Here is an 18,067-nt window from a genome sequence, read left to right as displayed (position 1 = left end):
CAATGGCCAACCTGTCAGTGATGTGTCCGAACAGGTGTCAGCCATGTCCCCGGACTAAACATCAAGCCCGGCCATGACGGGGGAGAAATCTCAGCCTCAATCCACCAAAATTACCCTGATGTCGTTCACGTTGGTCAGCGTCGGGCCCGGTAGCAGCAGGTCGCCGGTCGCCTCGAAGAACGTCGTGGCGTCGTTGTTGTCCAGGTACGCTTGCGGCTGAAGCCCCTGCGCCTTCATCTTTGCGAAGGTCGTCGCGTCGATCAGCGCGCCGGCGGGGTCGGTGGGGTTGCCGGCGCCGCCGTCGGCGCCGTCGGTGTCGCCGGCCAGCGCCGAGATGTCAGGCGTGTCCTTGAGCAGAGCGGCGAGCGCCAACGCGTATTCCTGGTTCGGCCCGCCACGTCCATTGCCGCGCACCGTGACGGTGAGCTCGCCGCCGGAGAGGATCGCGAGGCGCTTGCCTTGCGCGCGCGCTTGCAGCGCCAGGCTGGCGTGAGCGGCGGCGACCTCGCGCGCCTCGCCTTCGAGATCGGCGCCGAGGTCGATGGTCTCGTAACCGGATTCGCGCGCGAGCTTCACCGCGGCGTCGAGCGACTGCTTGGGCCGCGCGATCAATTCGAAATGCGCGCGCGAAAAGGCGGCATCGCCGGGCTTGCAGCTTTCGTTGGCGGGATCGTCGAGCGCGCGGCGCACGGCATCGTCGATGTCGAGCTTGTATTTCGCGACGATGGCGCGCGCATCGGCCAGCGTGGTCGGATCAGGCACGGTCGGGCCGGAGGCGATCGCGGAAGCGTCGTCATGCGGCACGTCGGAGATCGCGAGCGTCACGATCTGGGCGGCGTTCTTGCCGGCACGCGCAAGGCGTCCGCCCTTGATCCGCGACAGGTGTTTGCGCACGACGTTCATCTCACCGATCGGCGCGCCCGAGCGTAGCAGCGCCTTGTTGACCGCCTGTTTCTGCGCGAAGCTGATACCGTCGCTGGGCGCGATCCAGTTCGCCGAGCCGCCGCCGGTGAGCAGCACCAGGAGCAGATCGTCCGGCCCGGCCTCGCCTGCGAGCGCGAGCGTGTCGGCCGCGCCCTTGAGGCCAGCCTCATCCGGCACGGGATGCCCGGCCTCGACCACGCGGATGCGGCGCGTCGGCACGCCGTAGCCATGGCGCGTGGTGGCGATGCCGACGAGCCGCTCCGGCGCCAGCTTGAGCGTGTCGAGATAATGCCGTTCGGCTGCCGCGGCCATGGCGCCCGCGCCCTTGCCGGCGGCGAGGCAGATCACGCGTCCTCTTGGCGCGGGCCCCAAATGCGGCGCCAGCACCACATTGGGATGGGCAGCGGCAACGGCGGCGTCGTAGAGCGCGCGGAGCAGGGGACGGCGGTCGGTCATGACGATGGCCTTCGGCAGACGGAACAAACTGGCGACACACGCCGCCGTTCACCTGCCTAGCGCATCGGCGGCCAAAGCGTAAGCCGGCTGTGTCATCATTCGAATATGCAATCGCGTGATCATAATCGCCGCGTAGCAAGAAGCCCTCCGCGATGATTTCGCGGAGGGCCCTTTTGAACACTGCGATCCAGCTGGAGGCTAGCCGCCGGCGTCAGCGCTGATGACGTCGCCGAACAGATCCCACTTCTCGCCCTTGAACCTCATGAGCTGAAGCGAGCTGATCGGTGCGAAGTCGTTCGCGCCGGTGTTGATCTTGATGCCGGGCAGCAGCACCTCGGTGCGGAAGTCCTTCAGGCTCGCCGCCTGCTTCATGACGTTCTCGCGCGTGAGATTGTCGCCGCACTTCTTCAGCACTTCCACCAGCGTCTGCGCCACGCCGTAACCGACGATGGTGCCGCCGTCGAGCTTGTCACCTTCAGGGAAGTATTTCGTCATGAACTCCAGGAAACCCTTCATGCCGGCGTCGTCCTTCCACTGAGGATCCGACACGTCCTTCAGGTAGGCAGCCGAAATGATGTCCTGCGAATTCTCGAAGCCGGCGGGCTTGATTACGCTGCCGACCGAGGCCGAGACGTTGTTGAGGAAGTGGGTCGGCTTCCAGCCGATTTCGGAGATCTTCTTGATCGCCTGTGCCGCGAACTTCGGTGTGGTGATGTTGATGAAGATGTCGGCGCCGGTCGCCTTCATCTTCACGATGTGATTGTCGATCGTCGGCTCGGAGGTCTCGTAGCTTTCCTCCAGCACGATCATGCTCGCGGCCTTGGCGCCGAGCCCGTCTTTCAGGCCCTTCAGGTAGTCCTTGCCGTAATCGTCGTTCTGGTAGAGCACGCCGATCTTGGCATTCGGCATCTCCTTCAGGATGTATTTCGCGTAGATCTGCGTCTCGCTCTGGTAATTGGGCTGCCAGCCCATGGTCCAGGGGAAGTTCTGCGGATCATTCCATTTGGTGGCGCCGGTCGCGACGAACAGCTGCGGCACCTTCTTCGAGTTCATGTATTTCTGAATGGCCGAGTTCGGCGGCGTGCCGAGTGAATTGAAGATCAGCAGAACCTCGTCGCTCTCGACCAGCTTGCGTGCCTGCTCCACCGTCTTCGGCGGCGAATAGGCGTCGTCGTAGGAGACGAAATTGATCTTGCGGCCGTTGATGCCGCCCTCTTCGTTGATCTTCTTGAAATAGGCGGCTTCGGTCCGCCCGATGATGCCGTAGGCGGAGGCCGGTCCGCTGTAGGGCATGATGTTGCCGATCTTGATCTCCGTATCGGTCGCGCCGGTATCGTATTTCTTCTGGGCCGATGCGGTGGAGGCCGAGGCCGCAATGAGCGCAAGCGCCAGCGATGCGGCTGCAAGTTTGCCGGTGACAGCGGGCATTCCTATCTCCCTATTTTCTTGGTGTGTATGCGCCCCTTTTCTTGTCTCGATTTTCTTGGCGACGCTGCCGCAATTCAATACGATTTGGCTGATGCCTTCAACAGAAAGCCCCCGGGACGGCGTCGCGGGGGCTGCGTCTTTAGTAGTCAGGGACGGCCGGCTCTCGTGTGCGACTGCGAGAAGGTCCGGCTGTCTTGAGTTGTTTAACCAATCTGGAGCGATTTTGGGTTGCGCCGCTTCAGTGGCCCATCTCGCTCGAGATGATGTCGCCGAACAGCTCCCATTTCCGGCCCTTGAAACGCATCATCTGCAACTGCTCGATCGGGGCGAAATTGTCCGGCGCCGTGTTGATCCTGATGCCGGGCAGCAGCGTGTCGGGCTCGAAATCCTTCAAGGAGGCTGCCTGCCTCATGACGTTCTCGCGGGTGAGGTCGTCGCCGCACATCTGCAGCACTTTGACCATGGTCTGCGCGGCGGCATAGCCGAACACGACGCCGGCATCGAGCTTGTTGGCCTTGGGATCATATTGCGCGAGGAAGTTATAGAATTTCTTCATGCCGTCGTCGGCATTCCACTGCGGATCGGAGCCGTCCTTGGTGTAGCTCGCCGACAGCAGGCCTTGCGAGATCTCCAGGCCCGCCGGCTCGATCACGCCGCCGACGGAGGCCGAGACGTTGGAGACGATGTGGACCGGATGCCAGTTGATCTCCGCCGCCTTCTTGATCGCCTGCGCGGCGAATTTCGGCGTGGTGATGCTGATGAACACGTCGGCGCCCGAGGCCTTCAGCTTCACGACGTGCTCGTCGATGGCGGGCTCCGACGTGTCGTAGGCCTCTTCCAGCACGATCATCGAGGCCTTGGGCCCGAGGCCATCCTTTAGCCCCTTCAGATAATCCTTGCCGAAATCGTCGTTCTGGTAGAGCACGCCGATCTTTCCGTCCGGCTTCTCCTTCATGATGTATTTGGCGTAGATCCGCGCCTCGCTCGCGTAGCTGGGCTGCCAGCCCATGGTCCAGGGATATTGCCTGGGATCGTTCCACTTCGAGGCGCCGCTCGCCACGAACAATTGCGGCACCTTCTTCTCGTTCATGTATTTGCGGATGGCGCCGTTGGTGGACGTGCCGAGCGAGCCGAAGATCAGCAGCACCCCGTCGCTCTCGACCAGCTTGCGCGCCTGCTCCACCGTCTTCGGCGGCGAATAGGCGTCGTCATAGGAGATGAACTTGATCTTGCGCCCGTTGATGCCGCCCTCGGCATTGACCTTGCGGAAATAGGCTTCCTCGGCCCTGCCGATCGCGGCGTAGGCAGAGGCCGGGCCGCTATAGGGCATGATGTTGCCTATTCTAATCTCGGTATCGGATGCGCCGCTGTCGTACTTCTTCTGCGCCAGTGCCGGGCTGCTCATCGCAGTGCACAAAGCGAGCCCGGTCCAGAGGGCCGCAACCTGAAAACGAACGGCGGACATTGTTCTCCTGCCCCGAGTTGGATCGGCGCCGCATTGAACAAGATTGGCGCCTGCCGTCAACAAAAAGCCCCCGTGATCGCTCGCGGGGGCTTCTCGAGGGTCGGACTATTGCGTCAGCGTGTCACTCGGAGGCGACGTCGCCGCTGATGATCTCGCCGAACAGTTCCCACTTCTCACCCTTGAAGCGCTGCATCTGCAGCTGCGCAATCGGGGCGAAGTCGGTAGCGCTGGTGTTGATCTTGACGCCGGGCAGGAGCGTATCCGGCGCAAAATCCTTCAGCGAAGCCGCCTGCTTCATGAGATTGGCGCGGGTGAGATCGTCACCACACATCTCCAGGACCTTGGCCAGGGTCGAGGCCGCGCCGTAGCCATAGACCATGCTGGTGTCGGACTTGTCGGCGCCCGGCATGTACTTGTCGACGAACTCGTTCCACTTCTTCATGCCGGGGTCGTTGGCCCACTGCGGATCGGTGGAGTCCTTGGCATAGGCCGCCGACAGCACGCCCTGTGCATTCTCGAAGCCGGCGGGCTTCATCACGCTGCCGACCGAGATCGAGACGTTGGTGAGGATCTGGAGCGGCTTCCAGCTGAGCTCGGCCGTCTTCTTGATGGTCTGCGCCGCGAATTTGGGCGTCGCATAGATCAGCAGCACGTCGGGATTGGCGGCCTTGATCTTGACGATATGGCCATCGATCGACGGCTCGGACACCTCATAGCTCTCTTCCATGATGATCATGGACGCGCCCTTGGCACCGAGACCGTCCTTGGTGCCCTTGAGGTAGTCTTTGCCGAAATCGTCGTTCTGATAGAGGATCGCGACCTTGGCGTCGGGCTTCTCCTTCATCAGCCATTTCGCGTAGATCTGGGCTTCGCTCTGGTAGGAGGGCTGCCAGCCGATGGTCCAGGGGAAGTTCTTCGGATCGTTCCACTTGGTGGCGCCGGTGGCGACGAAGAGCTGCGGGATTTTCTTGGCGTTGAGATACTTCTGGATCGCGCTGTTCGAGGGTGTGCCGAGCGGATTGAACACGGCCAGCACCTCGTCGCTCTCGACCAGCTTGCGGACCTGCTCGACCGCCTTCGGCGGCGAATAGCCGTCGTCATAGGTGACGAAGTTGATCTTGCGGCCGTTGATGCCGCCCTTGTCGTTGATCATCTTGAAATAGGCTTCTTCGGTCTTGCCGATGATGCCATAGGCCGACGCCGGACCGCTGTACGGCATGATGTTGCCGACCTTGATCTCGGTGTCACTTGCGCCGGTGTCGTATTTCTTTTGGGCGAGTGCCGCGCCGGAGGTGAGAGTGATGGCCGCCGTTGCCGTGACCAGCGCGGCGGCTCGCAGTGTTCTTCCAAAATGCAATTCGGTCTCCTTGCTTAATTTAACGGGACTTCAGTTCTTTTTGAGCTTGCCGACGAGTTGCTGGCCAATGATCGCGATCTGCCTTGCGCCGTGCGGCACGAGGTAGATGACGAGGAACAGCAGCACACCGAACACCGCGCCGGAGAGGCCCTTGGAGATGCTCTCCGCCATGTTCGGCACGAAGATGATGAAGGCCGCACCGACGAACGAGCCGGGCAGCCAGCCGACGCCGCCGACCACCATGCCGAGGAACAGCGAGATCGCGAGCGTGATGGTGTAGCTGTCGGGAGCCACGAACTGCACCGCGATGGCGCCGAGCGAGCCAGCAATGCCCGTGATCGCCGCCGACACGCCGAAAGCCAGCGTCTTGTAGAGTGCGACGTTGACACCCATCGAGGACGCCGCGATCTCGTTGTCGCGGATCGCCATGAAGGCGCGGCCCGACCTCGAGCGCAACAGGTTCACCGAGAGCATGTAGATCGCGATCGTGACGATGAGCGTGAAGTAGTACAGCCACGTGTCCTGCGACATCGGCAGGCCGAACGGCGCATCCGGCTTGGTGACGACGAGGCCCTGCACGCCGCCGGTCCAGTGTTCCAGGAAGTTCAGCTTCAGCAGCTGCGGCATCGCGGTCGCGAGTGCGAAGGTCGCGAGCGCGAGATAGACGCCCGACAGCCGCAGAGCCGGTTTGCCGAACAGGTACCCGAAGCCGAAGCAGACCACGGCGGAGATCGGAATGGTCAGCGCGTAGTTGATGTTGGCGTGCTCCATCAGCACCGCCGACGTATAGGCGCCGACGGCGTAGAACGCGCTCTGGCCGAGCGAGAACTGGCCGGAGCCGCCGGTCAGGATGTTCAGCGCCAGCACGGCGAGCCCGTAGATCAGGAGCATCGTCATCTGGAAGATGACGAAGTTCTTGACGAACATCGGCACGATCAAGAGCGCCGCGAGCACCACCAGCGAGGTGCCGGTGCCCAGCGTCATGGCCCGCTTCGGAACGGCCTCGACCGCCTGGTGGCCTTCTGCAACGACTTCTTCTGCAGCGCTCATGATCAAACTCGCTTGACGATGTGCCGACCGAACAGGCCGGCGGGTTTGACGACCAGGACGGAGATGATCAGCGCGAGCGCGATCGGGAGTTTCAGCTCGTTGCCGACGCCGGGGATGTAGGTGCCGGCGAGGTTCTCGAAGACACCGACCAGGAAGCCGCCGACCACGGCGCCGAACGGGCTGGTCAGTCCGCCGAGCACGGCCGCGGCAAAGCCGTAGATCAGCACGCCGCCCATCATGTTCGGCTCGAGAAACACGACCGGCGCGATCAGCATGCCGGCGATCGAGCCGATCGCGGTCGCCATGCCCCAGCCGAGCGCGATCATCCAGGAGGTGTTGATGCCGACGAGGCGGGCCGATTCAGGCACGGAGGCGGCCGCGCGCATGGCAAGACCGATCCGCGTGTACTGGAAGAAGAAATAGAGCCCGAGCAGCAGCAGTATGGTGACGCCGATCATGCCGGCCTGGTGGGTCGAGATCAGCTGGCTGCCGAGGAACGGCGCGGAGCCGAACGGGGTCGGATATTGCTTGATGGTGAAGTCCCAGATCAGGCCCGCCGAGGAGTTGATGATCGCGAACAGCGCGATGAACCCGGCGACGTTGGTCAGCACCGGTGCCTTTGTCAGCGGCTTGAACAGGATCCGCTCGATCGCGATGCCGGCGACGAAGGAGAAGGCCAGCGTGATCACGAAGGCGGCCCAATAAGGCACGCCCCATTGCATCAGCTGCCAGGAGATGAAGGTCGAGAACATCGCCATCTCGCCCTGCGCGAAGTTGAGATGGTCGATGGCCTGGTAGATCATGACCACGGCGAGCGCCATGCAGGCGTAGATCGCGCCCGTGGCAATGCCGGCCAGGACCTGGTTGGTGAACAGCTCCATTGTCCCGGCTCCCTCAGTAACCCAGATAGGATTTGCGGATTTCTTCGTTGTTCGCGATGTCCTTGGCGTTGCCCGACATCACGATGCGGCCGGTCTCGATCACATAGGCCTGGTCGGCGAGCTCCAGCGCGAGCTGGGCGTTCTGCTCGACCACCAGGATCGACACCTTGTCCTCGCGGTTGATCTTGCCAAGGATGCCGAACAGGTCGCGCACCACCAGCGGCGCGAGGCCGAAGGAGGGCTCGTCCAGCAGCATCAGCCGCGGCCGCAGCATCAGGGCGCGGGCGACCGCGAGCATCTGCTGCTCGCCGCCGGAGAGCGTGCCGGCCTGCTGGGTGTGGCGCTGCTTCAGCACCGGGAAATGCGCATACATGCGCTCGATGTCGGAGACGATGCCGGCGCTGTCCTTGCGGGTGATGGCCCCGAGCTGGAGATTCTCCTCCACCGTCATGGTGGTGAAGGTTCCGCGGCCCTGCGGCACATGGGCGATGCCGAACCGCACGATGCTCTCGGTGGAGCGGTTGTTCAGCGGCTTGCCGTCGAACTCGATGCCGCCGGTGGAGCGCACCATGTTGCAGATCGCGCGCAGCGTGGTGGTCTTGCCGGCGCCGTTGGCCCCGAGCAGCGTCACCAGCGAGCCCTCGTTGAGCGAGAAGGACAGGCCATGGAGCGCCTGGACCTGGCCGTAATAGGCGCGCAGGTCCTTGACGTTGAGCAATGTCGTCATTGGTCCTTGCTCCCGAGATAGGCCTTGATGACGTCGGGGTCCGCCTGCACCTGGGCCGGCGTGCCTTCCGCGAGCTTCTTGCCGAAATTCAGCGCAACGACATGGTCGGCGATCGACATCACCAGGCCCATGTGATGCTCGACCAGCAGCACGGTCATGTGCCGGTCGTCGCGAATGCGGCGAATGAGGTCGCCGAGCACGTAGACCTCTTCGTGGTTGAGGCCACCGGCGGGCTCGTCGAGCAGCAGGATTTTGGGATCGGCTGCCAGTGCGCGCGCCAGCTCGACGCGCTTCTGCGTGCCGAAGGGCAGGCCGGAGACCACGGTGTGGGCGACGTCCTCGAGGTCGAGATAGGCAAGGATCTCGTGCACCTTCTTGTTGACGCTGGTTTCGCTGCGGCGAACCCAGGCAAGCTTCAGGGAGTCGCTGATGATGTCGCTCGAGGTCCTCGAATGCGCGCCGACGCGGACGTTGTCCATCACCGAGAGATTCGGAAACAGTGCCACGTTCTGGAAGGTGCGGCCGATGCCGATCTCGGCGATCCGGTGCGGCGGCCGCCTCAGGATGCTCGCGCCCTCCATCAGGATGTCGCCGGATGACGGCTGGTAGAGCCGGGACAGGCAGTTGAAGAGCGTGGTCTTGCCGGCGCCGTTGGGGCCGATCAAGCCGAGGATCTGGCCCTTGTGCATGTCGAAGGACACGCCGTTGAGCGCGATGATGCCGCCGAACACGACGCTGACGTCGCGAACCGCGAGCAGGGGCGATGTCCCCTGCGCGAGCTGTGCCTGCGTCATCTCGTCTCGCTCACGTCATTCAGTGAGCGAAGGGGCGATACGAACCGCTCCCGATGATGACAAAGGCTATCTGAATCCCTCGGCCACACGCGCAACTTTTCCTCCTGATTTCAGCTTTTTGCTGACGTCTTTTTTGGAATGCGGCATTAGACCCCCGAGCGCCGCTTCGATGTTCCTTACCATCGCTAAGAGACGCGGTCCAATGTCGTTGATCAAACGCTCTTCCGTGAAGCGGAATGCGGGCGCGCCGCAATTGAATGCGTAGGGACCGGTTCCGTCGTTGAGCCTGAGTGCGACGCCGGCGGCGCCGATGTCGTCGTGCCAGTCGCCGACGGAGATCGCAAAACCGTATTTCGCGACGGTTTCGCCGGAACGTTCCAGCCCGTCGCGCATCTTGGGCCAGCGGCTGCCGTAATGTTCGCGCAAGAGGCGCGACAGGTCTGCGCGGTCCGCGTCGTCGAGCGCCCAGAAATAGGCGCGGCCCATCGCGCTGGTTGCAATCGGCACGCGGGAGCCGACGTCAAGTTGAACCCCGACGGTCTCGCTGCCGCGGCTTTGCCCGAAATAGATCATGCTGTGACGGTCGCGGCCGCCGACGGCGACGGCGCCGCCGGTCGCGCGCATCACGTCCTCGCGGAACGGCTCGGACAAATGCCGAACGCCGAGATTGGCGAGCGCGGCGTAGCCGAGCGACATCGCCGCGGGTGTGAGCTGGTACTTCTCGAAGCGGGGAACCGGCGCAAGATAGCCCAGCTTGGTCAAGGTGTAGGTCAGCCGCGACACGGTCGGCTTCGGCAGATTGGTGCGAGCCGCAATCTCCTGATTGCCGAGAAGGCCGTCATTGGGGTGGAATGCGCGCAATACGTCCAGTCCGCGGGAAAGCGCGACGACGAAATTCCGATCGGTCGCAGTCTTCTTTCCTGTACGCTTCATCCCTGATCTGCTTCTTGCGCGGAGTCGTTGACAAGCCACGTGCTTCAAAATAACCCTGCCGTCAAGATGCGGAATTAAATTCCGCACCGCGAAATCGAACAAAAGTAAATCCCCACCAAGGAGGGAACACCGTGAGCGAAGTGGTCAAGCTTGAGCGTCATGACGAGGTCGGGATCGTCACGGTCGACAGCCCTCCGGTCAATGCTCTGAGTGCCGCGGTCCGCGGCGGCATCCTCGAGTGCATCAAGGCCGCAATTGCCGATCCCGCCATCAAGGGCATCGTGCTGACCTGTGCCGGCCGCACCTTCATCGCCGGCGCCGACATCACCGAATTCGGCAAGCCGCCGAAGGCGCCGGCCCTCAACGACGTGCTGTCCGAGATCGAGAATTCGCCCAAGCCCGTGGTTGCCGCGATCCACGGCACCGCGCTCGGCGGCGGCCTCGAGGTCGCGCTCGCCTGCCATTTCCGCGTCGCGGTGAAAGAGGCCAGGCTCGGCCTGCCCGAGGTGAAGCTCGGACTGCTGCCGGGCGCCGGCGGCACCCAGCGCCTGCCGCGCGCGGTCGGTCCCGAACTCGCTGTCAAGATGATCGTCGGCGGTGATCCCATCGGTGCTGCGGAAGCGCTCCAGAACGGCCTGATCGAGGAAATCATCGAGGGACCGGCATCGGGCGGCGAGGCCTTCGTGCGCAAGCTGCTGGCCGAGAAGCGTCCGCTGCGGCGCCTGCGCGACGACGATTCCAAGATCGCGGCGGCCAAGGCCGACCGCTCGATCTTCACCAATGCAGTCGCCGCCATGACCAAGAAATCGCGCGGCCTGGAGGCGCCGTTCGCTGCCGCCGACGCCGTGGGCTACGCCATTGACCTACCTTTCGACGAAGGCCTGAAGAAGGAGCGCGAGGGTTTTCTGAAGCTCGTCGCCAGCGATCAGTCGAAGGCGCAGCGTTATGCGTTCTTCGCCGAGCGCGAGGCTGCCAAGATTGCGGGCGTTCCTGACGGCACCAAGTCGCGTCCCGTGAACCGGGTCGCCATCCTCGGCGCCGGCACCATGGGCGGCGGCATCGCGATGTCCTTTGCCAATGCCGGCGTTCCCGTCACCCTGATCGAGACCGGCGAGGAGCAGCTCAAGCGCGGCATGGGCATCATGCAGAAGAACTGGGAAGCGACCGCCGCGCGCGGCGGCATCCCGGCCGATGCGCCCGCCAAGCGCATGGCGCTGATCAACGGCGTCGTCGGCATCGAGAATGTCGGCGATGCCGACCTCGTCATCGAAGCGGTGTTCGAGACCATGGCGGTGAAAAAGGAAGTGTTCGGCAAGCTCGACCAGTACGTCAAGCCCGGCGCCGTGCTCGCCTCCAACACCTCGTATCTCAACATCGACGAGATCGCGAAGTCGACCAAGCGTCCGCAGGACGTGCTCGGCATGCACTTCTTCTCGCCGGCCAACGTGATGAAGCTGTGCGAGATCGTCCGCGCCGACAAGACCGCGCCGGACGCGCTGGTCACCGCGGTGAACATTGCGCGCAAGATCGCGAAAGTGCCGGCCGTGGTCGGCGTCTGCGACGGCTTTGTAGGCAACCGCATGCTGGCCCAGCGCGGCAAGCAGTCGGAGAAGCTCTTGTTCGAAGGCGCGCTGCCGCAGCAGGTCGACGCTGTCGTCACCAAGTTCGGCATGCCGATGGGGCCGTTCGCGATGGGCGACCTCGCCGGCCTCGACATCGGCTGGCGCTCGCGCAAGGACCGCGGCATCAAGTCGGAGATCGCGGACGCGCTGTGCGAAGCCGGCCGCTTCGGCCAGAAGACCGGCAAGGGCTACTACAAGTACGAAGCCGGCAGCCGCTCGGCGCTGCCCGATCCGGAGGTCGAGAAGCTGATCGACGAGACGCTTGCCCGTCTCGGCCGCAAGAAGCGCGTCGTCAGCGACGACGAGATCCTCGAGCGCATGATGTATCCGATGATCAACGAGGGCGCGAAGATCCTCGAAGAGGGCATCGCGGCGCGTCCTTCCGACATCGACGTGGTCTGGCTCTATGGCTATGGCTGGCCGATCTACCGCGGCGGCCCGATGTTCTGGGCCGACAGCGTCGGCCTCAAGCACATCGCCGATCGCCTCGCCTTCTACGCCAAGGAGACCAACGACCCCAGCCTCGAGCCCGCGCCGCTGCTGAAGAAGCTCGCGGCCGAAGGGAAGACGTTCGCCTCGCTGGCGGCGGCGTCGAAGGCGGCTTGATCGGTTTGGTAGCTGCTGCAATGTCGCGCTCCGGGCAAAGCTCTCTCCGTTCCCTCCCCCCTTGTGGGGGAGGGGCAGGGAGGGGGGTGGCCCCGGGCGAGGTCAGTGTTCGTGGCTACCCCCTTCCCCAACCCTTCCCCACAAGGGGGAAGGGAGCCCGTCCGCCGGTGTCCACCTCACACGACCCGGCGATTACCGTTTTGCAGAGTATCGATCGCCAATGACCCATCCCGGCGAACAGTTTTATCCCGAGGGCGTGCGGTGGGACGACACCATCGTCCAGGGCTCGCTGCCTGACCTCTTGTCGAAGGCCGTCGCCGAATACGGCACGCGCACCGCGCTGGAATTCCGCGATCGCCCGATCACCTACACCGAGCTCGCAGCTCAGGCCGAGCGTGCGGCGGCGGCGTTCCTGCGTGCCGGCTGCGGCAAGGGTACGTCCGTCGCGCTGTTCCTCGGCAACTCGCCGGATCATCCCGTCAATTTCTTCGGCGCGCTGAAGGCAGGCGCCCGCCTCGCGCATCTCTCCCCGCTCGACGGCGAGATCGCGCTGACCCACAAGATCTCCGATTCCGGCTCGCGCCTGCTCGTCACCTCCAACCTCGCCGCCCTGCTGCCGACCGCGCTGAAGTTCCTTGAAAAGGGGCTGATCGACCGCCTCGTCGTCTGCGAGGACGATCACTGGGGCAAGGTCGGCACGCCGCAGGCGGCGATCCCGGATGATCCCCGCATCGTCACCTTCAAGGCCTTCACCGAGGGCGCGACCGCGCCGGCGGCGTGGCCCGTCGTCATTGCCGACGACGTCGCCCTGCTGCAATATACCGGCGGCACCACCGGCCTGCCCAAGGGCGCGATGCTGACCCACGGCAATCTCACCTCGGCGGTGTCGATCTACGACGTCTGGGGCAAGCCATCGCGCGCCGCGCGGGGCGAGACGATCGAGCGCGTGATCTGCGTGCTGCCGCTGTTCCACATCTACGCGCTGACCGTGGTGCTGCTGTCGTCGCTCAGCCGCGGCAATCTGATCTCGCTGCATCAGCGTTTCGACGTCGAAGCCGTGATGCGCGACATCGAGGTCAAGCGCGCGACCTATTTTCCGGGCGTGCCGACGATGTGGATCGCGATCGCCGCGCTGCCGGATCTCGACAAGCGCGACTTCTCCTCGCTCGCCACCATCGGCTCCGGCGGCGCGCCGCTGCCGGTGGAGATCGCGAATTTCTTCGAGCGCAAGGTCGGCAAGAAGCTGCGCAGCGGCTGGGGCATGACCGAGACCTGCTCGCCCGGCACCGGCCATCCGCCAACGGGGCCGGAGAAGCCCGGCTCGATCGGCCTGATGCTGCCGGGCATCGAGCTCGACGTGGTCGCGCTCGACGATCCCAAGCGCGTGCTTGCGCCGGGCGAAGTCGGAGAGATCCGCATCAAGGGCCCGAACGTCACCAAGGGGTACTGGAACAAGCCGGAGGGATCCACGGACGCCTTCGTCGACGGCCGCTTCCTCACCGGCGACATCGGCTATGTCGACAGCGACGGCTATTTCTTCCTGGTCGACCGCAAGAAGGACATGATCATCTCCGGCGGCTTCAACGTCTATCCGCAGATGATCGAGCAGGCGATCTACACCATTGCTGGCGTGCACGAGGTGATCGTGCTCGGCATTCCCGACCAGTACCGCGGCGAGGCCGCCAAGGCCTTCATCAAGCTGAAGCCGGAGGCAAAGCCGTTCTCGCTCGACGAGCTGCGCGCGCAGCTCGCCGGCAAGCTCGGCAAGCACGAATTGCCGGCCGAGGTCGAATTCGTCGACGATCTGCCGCGCACGCCTGTCGGAAAATTGTCGCGCCACGAATTGCGCCAGCAGCAGAAACCGTCACAATCCACTAAAACCGCATCAGGAGCTCGTTCTTGACCGACGCCGTCATCGTTTCCACCGCCCGCACCCCGATCGGCAAGGCCTATCGCGGCGCGCTCAACGCCACCGAGGGCGCAACCCTGCTCGGCCACGCCATCGGCGAAGCCGTCGCGCGCGCCAAGGTCGATCCGAAGGAGATCGAGGACGTCGTGATGGGCGCGGCGCTGCAGCAGGGTTCGACTGGCGGCAACATCGCGCGCAAGGCGCTGCTGCGCGCCGGCCTTCCCGTCACCGTCGCCGGCACCACGATCGACCGGCAATGCGCCTCGGGCCTGCAGGCGATCGCGCTCGCCGCGCGCTCGGTGATTTTTGACGGCGTCGAGATCGCGGTCGGCGGCGGTGGCGAGTCGATCAGTCTCGTGCAGAACGACAAGATGAACGGCTTCCACGCCCAGGACCCTGCGCTGCTCAAGATCAAGGGCGAGGTCTACATGCCCATGATCGACACGGCGGAAGTCGTCGCCAAGCGCTACGGCATCTCGCGCGAGAAGCAGGACGAATATTCGCTGGAGAGCCAGCGCCGCACTGCGGCCGCCCAGCAGGGCGGCAAGTTCAAGGAGGAGATCGCGCCGATCACGACGCAGATGGCGGTCACCGACAAGGCCACCGGCGCCGTGTCGATGAAGGACGTCACGCTGTCGCAGGACGAAGGCCCGCGCCCCGAGACCACGATCGAAGGCCTCGCCGGCCTCAAGCCCGTGCGCGGCGATGGCTTTTCGATCACCGCCGGCAATGCCAGCCAGCTCTCGGACGGCGCGAGCGCCTCCGTCATCATGAGCGACAAGGAAGCCTCCAAGCGCGGTCTCAAGCCGCTCGGCATCTTCCGCGGCTTCGTCTCGGCCGGCTGCGAGCCGGACGAGATGGGCATCGGCCCGGTCTTCGCCGTGCCGCGCCTGCTCAAGCGCCACGGCCTCACCGTCGACGACATCGGTCTCTGGGAGCTGAACGAAGCCTTCGCGGTGCAGGTGCTGTATTGCCGCGACAAGCTCGGCATCGACCCCGAGAAGATCAACGTCGACGGCGGTGCGATCGCGGTCGGCCATCCCTACGGCATGTCCGGCGCGCGCCTCACCGGCCACGCTTTGATCGAAGGCCGCCGCCGCAAGGCCAAGTACGCGGTGGTCACCATGTGCGTCGGCGGCGGCATGGGCGCGGCAGGGCTGTTCGAGGTGCTGCAGTAAGACGTTTCTGTCATTCCGGGGCGCCGCAAAGCGGCGAGCCCGGAATCCATAACCACCAATCGGGGATATGGATTCCGGGCCTGCGCCTTACGGCGCATCCCGGAATGACGGCGGATTTGGTAAGAACAAAACTGTTCACAGGAGGATCCGATGGATCTCGCATTCACGAAAGAAGAGCAGGCGTTTCGCGAGGAAGTGCGGCAGTTCTTCCGCGACAACGTGCCGCCGGATACGCGGCGCAAGATGGTCGAGGGCCGTCACCTCAGCAAGGACGAGATGGTGAATTGGTGGCGCATCCTCAACAAGAAGGGCTGGGGCGTCAGCCATTGGCCCAAGCAATATGGCGGCACCGGCTGGACCAGCGTGCAGCACTACATCTTCAACGAGGAGCTGCAGTCCTATCCGGCGCCGCAGCCGCTCGCGTTCGGCGTCAGCATGGTCGGCCCTGTCATCTACACCTTCGGGAACGAGGAGCAGAAGAAGCAGTACCTGCCGCGCATCGCCAACGTCGATGACTGGTGGTGCCAGGGCTTCTCCGAGCCCGGCTCCGGCTCCGACCTCGCCTCGCTCAAGACCAAGGCCGAGCGTAAGGGCGACAAGTGGATCATCAACGGCCAGAAGACCTGGACCACGCTGGCCCAGCACGCCGACATGATCTTCTGCCTGTGCCGCACCGATCCCGGCGCCAAGAAGCAGATGGGCATCTCCTTCATCGTGTTCTCGATGAAGTCGAAAGGCGTCACGGTGCGCCCGATCCAGACCATCGACGGCGGCGTCGAGGTCAACGAAGTGTTCTTCGACGACGTCGAGGTGCCCTACGAGAATCTGATCGGCGAGGAGAACAAGGGCTGGGACTACGCAAAATTCCTGCTCGGCAATGAGCGCACCGGCATCGCCCGTGTCGGCGTCTCCAAGGAGCGGCTGCGCCGCATCCGCGATCTCGCCGGCAAGGTGGAATCCGGCGGCAAGCCGATCATCCAGGACGCCGCTTTCCGCGAGAAGCTCGCCGCCTGCGAGATCGAGCTGAAGGCGCTCGAGCTCACCCAGCTGCGCGTCGTGGCGGATGAAGGCAAGCACGGCAAGGGCAAGCCCAATCCGGCCTCCTCGGTGCTGAAGATCAAGGGCTCCGAGATCCAGCAGACCACCACCGAGCTCTTGATGGAAGTGATCGGACCGTTCGCCGCGCCCTACGACGTGCACGGCGACGACGGCTCGAACGAAGCCATGGACTGGACCGCCCAGATCGCGCCGAGCTACTTCAACAACCGCAAGGTCTCGATCTACGGCGGCTCCAATGAGATCCAGCGCAACATCATCGCCAAGGCGGTGCTGGGGCTCTAGGCGTCATTCCGGGGCGCGCGCAGCGCGAGCCCGGAATCCATAACCACGATCGGGAGTATGGATCCCGGGCTCGCGCGACGCGCGCCCCGGGATGACGAAGCAAAAATTCCGGGTACGAGGAACCAAAGACATGGATTTTGATCTGAACGAGGAGCAGCGGCTTCTCAAGGACAGCATCGACGGCCTGCTGACCGATTCCTACGATTTCGAGAGCCGCAAGAAGTACATGAAGGAGAAGGGCGGCTGGAGCAAAGCGGTCTGGCTCAAGCTCGCCGAGCAGGGCCTGCTCGGCCTGCCCTTCAGCGAGGCCGATGGCGGCTTCGGCGGCGGCGGCGTCGAGACCATGATCGTGATGGAAGCGCTCGGCAAGGCGCTGGTGCTCGAGCCGTATCTGGCAACGGTCGTGATCGGCGGTGGCTTCCTGCGCCATGCCGGCACCGACGCGCAGAAGGCCGCGCACGTGCCCGGCATCATCGACGGCAGCAAGACGCTGGCGTTTGCCCAGCTCGAGAAGAACTCGCGCTACGATCTGTTCGACGTCACCACGACGGCGAAAAAGAAAGGCGACGGCTGGGTCATCGACGGCGAGAAGTTCGTCGTGCTCAACGGCGAGAACGCCGACACGCTCGTTGTCACCGCCCGCACCAAGGGCGAGCGTCGCGACAAGACCGGCATCGGCGTGTTCCTGGTGCCGGCAAATGCCAAGGGCGTGACCAGGAAGTCCTACCCGACCCAGGACGGCCTGCACGCCGCCGACATCACCCTCACCGGTGTCGAGATCGGCCTCGATGCCGTGCTCGGCAATCCCGAGGATTCGCTGGCGCTGATCGAGCGTGTCGTCGACGAAGCCCGCGTCGCGCTCTGCGCCGAGGCGGTCGGCCTGATGGACGAGTCGCTCAAGACCACCGTCGAGTATATCAAGACGCGAAAGCAGTTCGGCGTCGCGATCGGCTCGTTCCAGTCGCTGCAGCACCGGGCATCCGACATGTTCGTGGCGGCCGAGCAGGCGAGATCGATGTCGATGTTCGCGACCATGGCGAGCGATTTCGAGAACGCCAAGGAGCGCTCCAACGCCATCGCCGCGGCCAAGGTGCAGATCGGCAAATCGCTGAAATTCGTCGGACAGCAGGCGATCCAGCTGCACGGCGGCATCGGCATGACCATGGAGGCGAAGATCGGCCACTACTTCAAGCGCCTCACCATGATCGAGAACAGTTTTGGTGACACCGACTACCACCAGCGCCGCGTCGCTGATGGTGGCGGGTTGATCTAGCCTCGCTGTCATCCCGGGGCGCGCGTAGCGCGAACCCGGGATCCATCGGGCGGCAATACGCGCGGTGAAATGGATTCCGGGTTCGCGCTATGCGCGCCCCGGAATGACCAGGAAGAAGGAGCC

At 64.2% G+C, this 18,067-nt stretch carries 14 protein-coding genes; 5 read left to right on the top strand and 9 right to left on the bottom strand.

All coding sequences use genetic code 11. The annotated features are described in order from the left end of the window. Positions 1-96 precede the first annotated feature (96 nt). The 9 genes from XI04_RS02920 to XI04_RS02880 all read right to left on the bottom strand — a co-directional run bounded on the left by XI04_RS02920 (position 97) and on the right by XI04_RS02880 (position 10,015). Positions 97-1,380: a glycerate kinase type-2 family protein gene (locus XI04_RS02920; protein ID WP_028142137.1), complete on the bottom strand. Its 1,284-nt coding sequence runs from the start codon at positions 1,378-1,380 to the stop codon at positions 97-99. 198 nt (positions 1,381-1,578) lie between these two features. Beyond that, entirely contained in the window at positions 1,579-2,808 is a 1,230-nt protein-coding gene (locus XI04_RS02915) for an ABC transporter substrate-binding protein (protein ID WP_028142136.1), read from the bottom strand. Between the two features lie 238 nt (positions 2,809-3,046). Continuing rightward, positions 3,047-4,273: an ABC transporter substrate-binding protein gene (locus tag XI04_RS02910; protein ID WP_212475131.1), complete on the bottom strand. Its 1,227-nt coding sequence runs from the start codon at positions 4,271-4,273 to the stop codon at positions 3,047-3,049. A gap of 121 nt (positions 4,274-4,394) precedes the next feature. After that, positions 4,395-5,630, bottom strand: a complete 1,236-nt coding sequence (locus XI04_RS02905) for an ABC transporter substrate-binding protein (RefSeq protein ID WP_028142134.1) — start codon at positions 5,628-5,630, stop codon at positions 4,395-4,397. A 30-nt stretch (positions 5,631-5,660) separates the two neighbouring features. Continuing rightward, entirely contained in the window at positions 5,661-6,680 is a 1,020-nt protein-coding gene (locus XI04_RS02900; RefSeq protein WP_028142133.1) for a branched-chain amino acid ABC transporter permease, read from the bottom strand. A 2-nt stretch (positions 6,681-6,682) separates the two neighbouring features. Then, positions 6,683-7,561: a branched-chain amino acid ABC transporter permease gene (locus tag XI04_RS02895; RefSeq protein WP_028142132.1), complete on the bottom strand. Its 879-nt coding sequence runs from the start codon at positions 7,559-7,561 to the stop codon at positions 6,683-6,685. Positions 7,562-7,574: 13 nt separating this feature from the next. Then, on the bottom strand, positions 7,575-8,288 hold the full coding sequence (locus XI04_RS02890) for an ABC transporter ATP-binding protein (RefSeq protein ID WP_018318824.1): 714 nt from the start codon (positions 8,286-8,288) through the stop codon (positions 7,575-7,577). Further along, positions 8,285-9,082 carry an ABC transporter ATP-binding protein gene (locus XI04_RS02885; protein ID WP_028142131.1) on the bottom strand — a complete coding sequence of 266 codons (798 nt, stop codon included), beginning with the start codon at positions 9,080-9,082 and terminating at the stop codon, positions 8,285-8,287. The genes XI04_RS02890 and XI04_RS02885 overlap by 4 nt, the downstream gene beginning before the upstream one ends. Before the next feature lie 66 nt (positions 9,083-9,148). Further along, the gene (locus tag XI04_RS02880; protein WP_028142130.1) at positions 9,149-10,015 is read right to left on the bottom strand and encodes an IclR family transcriptional regulator; all 867 of its coding nucleotides are present in this window, start codon (positions 10,013-10,015) and stop codon (positions 9,149-9,151) included. Positions 10,016-10,146: 131 nt separating this feature from the next. Between XI04_RS02880 and XI04_RS02875 the strand changes: the two genes are divergently transcribed. The 5 genes from XI04_RS02875 to pimD all read left to right on the top strand — a co-directional run bounded on the left by XI04_RS02875 (position 10,147) and on the right by pimD (position 17,944). Then, positions 10,147-12,243 carry a 3-hydroxyacyl-CoA dehydrogenase NAD-binding domain-containing protein gene (locus XI04_RS02875; RefSeq protein WP_271610442.1) on the top strand — a complete coding sequence of 699 codons (2,097 nt, stop codon included), beginning with the start codon at positions 10,147-10,149 and terminating at the stop codon, positions 12,241-12,243. Between the two features lie 220 nt (positions 12,244-12,463). Next, entirely contained in the window at positions 12,464-14,146 is a 1,683-nt protein-coding gene (gene pimA, locus XI04_RS02870; RefSeq protein WP_271610443.1) for a dicarboxylate--CoA ligase PimA, read from the top strand. Continuing rightward, positions 14,143-15,330, top strand: coding sequence for an acetyl-CoA C-acyltransferase (locus XI04_RS02865; RefSeq protein WP_038950078.1), 1,188 nt, complete (start codon positions 14,143-14,145; stop codon positions 15,328-15,330). Before pimA ends, XI04_RS02865 begins: the two co-directional genes overlap by 4 nt. A gap of 150 nt (positions 15,331-15,480) precedes the next feature. Then, positions 15,481-16,671, top strand: a complete 1,191-nt coding sequence (gene pimC / locus XI04_RS02860; protein ID WP_028142126.1) for a pimeloyl-CoA dehydrogenase large subunit — start codon at positions 15,481-15,483, stop codon at positions 16,669-16,671. A gap of 130 nt (positions 16,672-16,801) precedes the next feature. Continuing rightward, entirely contained in the window at positions 16,802-17,944 is a 1,143-nt protein-coding gene (pimD, locus tag XI04_RS02855; protein ID WP_028142125.1) for a pimeloyl-CoA dehydrogenase small subunit, read from the top strand. Positions 17,945-18,067 lie beyond the last annotated feature (123 nt).

Source organism: Bradyrhizobium sp. CCBAU 11430 (assembly GCF_028128855.1).
In the GTDB taxonomy this organism is placed as follows: Bacteria; Pseudomonadota; Alphaproteobacteria; order Rhizobiales; family Xanthobacteraceae; genus Bradyrhizobium; species Bradyrhizobium ottawaense.
The sequence above is the reverse complement of the archived record's forward strand: the minus strand, read 5'-3'. Positions and strand labels throughout refer to the sequence as shown.

Coding starts and splice junctions, on each gene's coding strand:
- pimA (WP_271610443.1), top strand. CDS start 12,464: ATGACCCATCCCGGCGAACAGTTTTATCCCGAGGGCGTGCGGTGGGAC.
- XI04_RS02920 (WP_028142137.1), bottom strand. CDS start 1,380: ATGACCGACCGCCGTCCCCTGCTCCGCGCGCTCTACGACGCCGCCGTT.
- XI04_RS02895 (WP_028142132.1), bottom strand. CDS start 7,561: ATGGAGCTGTTCACCAACCAGGTCCTGGCCGGCATTGCCACGGGCGCG.
- pimD (WP_028142125.1), top strand. CDS start 16,802: ATGGATTTTGATCTGAACGAGGAGCAGCGGCTTCTCAAGGACAGCATC.
- XI04_RS02885 (WP_028142131.1), bottom strand. CDS start 9,082: ATGACGCAGGCACAGCTCGCGCAGGGGACATCGCCCCTGCTCGCGGTT.
- XI04_RS02900 (WP_028142133.1), bottom strand. CDS start 6,680: ATGAGCGCTGCAGAAGAAGTCGTTGCAGAAGGCCACCAGGCGGTCGAG.
- XI04_RS02880 (WP_028142130.1), bottom strand. CDS start 10,015: ATGAAGCGTACAGGAAAGAAGACTGCGACCGATCGGAATTTCGTCGTC.
- XI04_RS02910 (WP_212475131.1), bottom strand. CDS start 4,273: ATGTCCGCCGTTCGTTTTCAGGTTGCGGCCCTCTGGACCGGGCTCGCT.
- XI04_RS02890 (WP_018318824.1), bottom strand. CDS start 8,288: ATGACGACATTGCTCAACGTCAAGGACCTGCGCGCCTATTACGGCCAG.
- XI04_RS02915 (WP_028142136.1), bottom strand. CDS start 2,808: ATGCCCGCTGTCACCGGCAAACTTGCAGCCGCATCGCTGGCGCTTGCG.
- pimC (WP_028142126.1), top strand. CDS start 15,481: ATGGATCTCGCATTCACGAAAGAAGAGCAGGCGTTTCGCGAGGAAGTG.